Raw genomic sequence first — 3,727 nt, forward strand, 5'->3', positions numbered from 1 at the left:
TTGCTCATGTAAATCACTTTCGTGCTCATTTTGGTGAATCTATGCCTGAAACTAAAGACAGTGCTGCGCATATCGTTGAACGCCTTTCCTCATCTTATGGGGTGACTTCTCAACGAGCTTTAGCCAGCTGTCTGGATGTTCCTTCAAATAATGTAAGTGCCTGGGTTCAACGCAAGAGTGTTCCTGGGAATGCAATCATCAAATGCGCATTGGACACAGGAGCTGACTTGAAATGGTTAGTTACTGGTGAGTTTGCATTTGCAAAAAATGAAAGCTTAAAAATCACAAAAAAAGACACTTCAAGTTCTGGGCATGTACTGCTTAAAAAAATGCTTTCCTCAGGCGGGCGGGCGGTTTTAAGCAGAATCATTGAAGCTTATGGTTTCAGAACGCAAAAAGAACTTGGCGAGCATTTAAATATTTCCTCAGGAACGATCAGTACCTGGGTAAGAAGAGAATATTTTCCTGGTGACGTAGTAATTACCTGCGCATTAGATACCGGTGCTTCACTTGAATGGTTGGCTACCGGAGAAATGGGCATAGCCTCTCTAGAGGAAACCACCTCCTCAGGAATACCGATGGTCAGCAAGAAAATACTTCTGGCTGGAAAACTTGATGATGATGGTTTTTGCTATATTGATCAGTCATTTGTTCCAGATGGCGTGAATCTCAACAATTTGAACTTTGTGCGTAGTGGCAAATCTTCTTGGCTGATTGAAATGGGGGTTAATGAGTTATCCAATGGATCTTGGTTGCTAGATATTGATGGCACCCTAGATATTTATACCGTCTCCAAACGCCCTGGTAATAAAATTCGAATCATTGGTCATGATGGTGAGTTTGAGTGTTTAATAAATGAAGTGAAAGCAAAAGGGTTAGTTGTTGTCATATTAAAAAATGCTATCTAGGAGGAAAGTTAAATAACTATTTATATAAATAAACAGCTGAATAGTTACTCTCCTTGGGTTTTTTTGACGTGGGGGCATTTAGAATGCCCCTGCCCTAACGAAAATTTATTAATGATATTTGGCGGAAATCTGCATCCCATTGTTCGCCCTTCAGAATTTCTCTGGTTATCTCCAGCAAGAATTGATTCATCTCGGCTGACAACTTTTAGTGGATGGTAGTCTTTGGTTTTTTTTGCTATAGCACGACCTTCTTAATTATGTAAGAATAAAGATACATCCAATCACAGTAAGAAGGGAAAAATGGAATTTAAACTTGATCTAAAATCTAATGCTTTAGATAGCTTTAATGAAGCTATAACGAAATTCAGGCAGGGAGAAGAGGGAGATTACAAAGCGTTTAAATTCGCCATTCTCCATTTGTCCCATTGTTTTGAATTAACTCTGAAGATGTATATTCAAACATTAGATGAAAATTTAATTTACTCCAAGTGCTATAGAGCCGTTGTAGAACGTGCAAAAAATGAAAAAATTAACATTTCGGATGCGCTTAAAAGTATGCAAGCGGAAGGTTTTGACTTTGAAAACCTTATCAAAGTACTTACGAATCCACATACTATTACTTTGGATCAAGCACTATCAATAGCCGCCCTGGAAAAATGCAGAGTAACTTCAGTGGCTCTAGTTGATAAAGAATTACTAGATGATATTGATTGGATGAAACATCTTCGCAATTCAATAGAGCACTACGAATTTGCATTTTCTATTAAAGATGTTCGGTTAACTATGGGACGTCTGGTTAGAGGGTTGGCTGAGTTTACTGACATATTCAGTTTATATGATCTTGATAAAGAAGTTTCTAAAGAGGCAGCTAAAACTTATAAGATACTATCAGACGAATATGAACATAAAATTCATGAGGGGCATTTGGATGTCAGTGATGCCAGAAAAGAAGCCTTCCGTGGAGTCAGACCAAAATTCATGGAGTTTGTTAATTGGAAGCAATATACATGCGATGATTGTGGTTACGACACATTAATTCAAAACCACGACTCTTCAACTGGATATCGTTGCACGTATTGTGGTGCTGAAGACTCAGGTTCAATTGAAGTCACTTGTGATGTATGTGGTTCAGAATGGCCTGAGGAAGAAATGAGTTCTTGGCTAGGAGAAGGTACACACACTTGCCCTGACTGTCGGGATCTTAGTAATAAACCATAATCAAAATACCTCTTGGTTACGTATTTCTAAAGGTAGTAGTCAAGTCAGAGGGGCCTCACGGCTATTAAGATTAAGAGTCAGAAATAGTGTTTGGAGTATGCTCTATAAATTAGACAATTTGGTGTATAGGCCAGCTAAGCTGGCCTAGTAAAACATCACAATCTTTTTCCAGATATTGGTAAAAGTACGGGAATAGAAAATTTTATGCGATTGGTAGAGGTATTAGTTGTTTCAGAACTTTGTGCACTACCTGAAATCGTGGATGAGCCAACGGTAATTTCTGGAGCATCAGTGCTACTATTACCTTCATTTACTGATACAACAATATCAAATTCTATTTGTTGGATCGGAACCCCTGTATTTGTACAGAAAACATTAGTTGAATTGTTATGATTGAAAGATACTGATGCAGGATTAACTTTTGCGTTATTTTTTTCACCAAATTCTTGGGCTGCACTGATGCCAGTTATAATCTGTTTTATTGTTTCTTCAACATAAGTATCCAGTTTCATTTATACTCCTAAACAGCGTAATAAGAATGAACCTATAGATGCAATACTACTTATAGTAGGTAAGGATGCTAATAATGTTTTGACGACTGTTTTGCTAGGGTTACCAGACGAAAATTGTCCTTCTATTGCATCAATTACCTCAAATGCTTCTTGTTTTTCTTCAGGCCTGTTAATTAATTTCTCTATCTCTAAGCGTAGCATTGCAATATGTTCGGCAACATCAGAATCCAAACTGGAAATATTTATTGAATTGTCTATTGACTGATTGTTAACACGAGAGTTAGCTCCACTGATGTTGTAGGTTATATTCTGTACTGCTTTATCTGCTTCAGGTAAACCAAGCTTTTTGTGTGTGATTTGATAGCCTGCAGCGATTGAACCATGCCGTTCATGAAAGCCTGGATCAATAACTTCATAAGTTTCCTCACCTCCATTCGACATCCTTCTTTGAATCAAGTCTCCTGTTTCAATTAATATATCTGATTGATTGATAAACGTTTTTTTGGATTGAACACTGGCTTTAATGCCATCAATTCTTTCGCCATTCTTTTTTAATAGCGAAATGTTGTCTTTTAGCAAACTTGAGAATGACATATTATCTCCTTGAAATTTTAACATCATGGATATGCATTACTACATATGTTGCATCGCGTTAGTTCGTTTTAAAACACTTAGACATACAACTAAGAGTTTTGATCCATTGGAATCTCACCTTGTTGCGGAGCCTAACCCTCTCAAGTGAAGCAACTGGATTTAGCTAGGACGATAGCTCTTTTAGCATTATTTTAGAACGAATTTTCTAATGTCTTTCTGCTTTTTATTACAAACTTGACTGATCATCTACATTTATTATGTTATTTGAGCACCTTTTATCACTCCCTCTGTTTGAAGCATTTAAGGTATCTTAGAATGGCAGTTGGATTTAGACCATTATGTATAAAAATTAAATCAACGCACATTACTTTATCGCTAAAATCAGGTGGCCAAATCAACACGGGGAAAGCTATCGCCATTTTGCCGCCATTTCTTTTTCTAACTTATTGATTCTAATGAACTATAACAGTATTCGGTCTTTTTTTTGCCTGTTTT

The 3,727-nt window shown here is 37.0% G+C and carries 4 protein-coding genes; 2 read left to right on the forward strand and 2 right to left on the reverse strand.

Going from position 1 to position 3,727, the window contains the following annotated elements:
* Window positions 1-41: 41 nt before the first annotated feature.
* Together GW579_RS23535 and GW579_RS23540 are read left to right on the forward strand one after the other, a co-directional pair.
* Window positions 42-908 carry a helix-turn-helix domain-containing protein gene (locus tag GW579_RS23535; RefSeq protein ID WP_165062225.1) on the forward strand — a complete coding sequence of 289 codons (867 nt, stop codon included), beginning with the start codon at window positions 42-44 and terminating at the stop codon, window positions 906-908.
* Window positions 909-1,208: 300 nt separating this feature from the next.
* Window positions 1,209-2,126, forward strand: coding sequence for a hypothetical protein (locus GW579_RS23540; RefSeq protein ID WP_165062226.1), 918 nt, complete (start codon window positions 1,209-1,211; stop codon window positions 2,124-2,126).
* A gap of 155 nt (window positions 2,127-2,281) precedes the next feature.
* Here the strand turns inward: GW579_RS23540 and GW579_RS23545 are convergent, their stop codons facing one another.
* On the reverse strand, window positions 2,282-2,638 hold the full coding sequence (locus GW579_RS23545) for a hypothetical protein (protein WP_165062228.1): 357 nt from the start codon (window positions 2,636-2,638) through the stop codon (window positions 2,282-2,284).
* On the reverse strand, window positions 2,639-3,232 hold the full coding sequence (locus tag GW579_RS23550; RefSeq protein WP_165062230.1) for a hypothetical protein: 594 nt from the start codon (window positions 3,230-3,232) through the stop codon (window positions 2,639-2,641). It lies immediately after the preceding gene.
* Window positions 3,233-3,727: the final 495 nt, after the last annotated feature.

The sequence above is a fragment of the Rahnella contaminans genome (assembly GCF_011065485.1).
Classification (GTDB): domain Bacteria; phylum Pseudomonadota; class Gammaproteobacteria; order Enterobacterales; family Enterobacteriaceae; genus Rahnella; species Rahnella contaminans.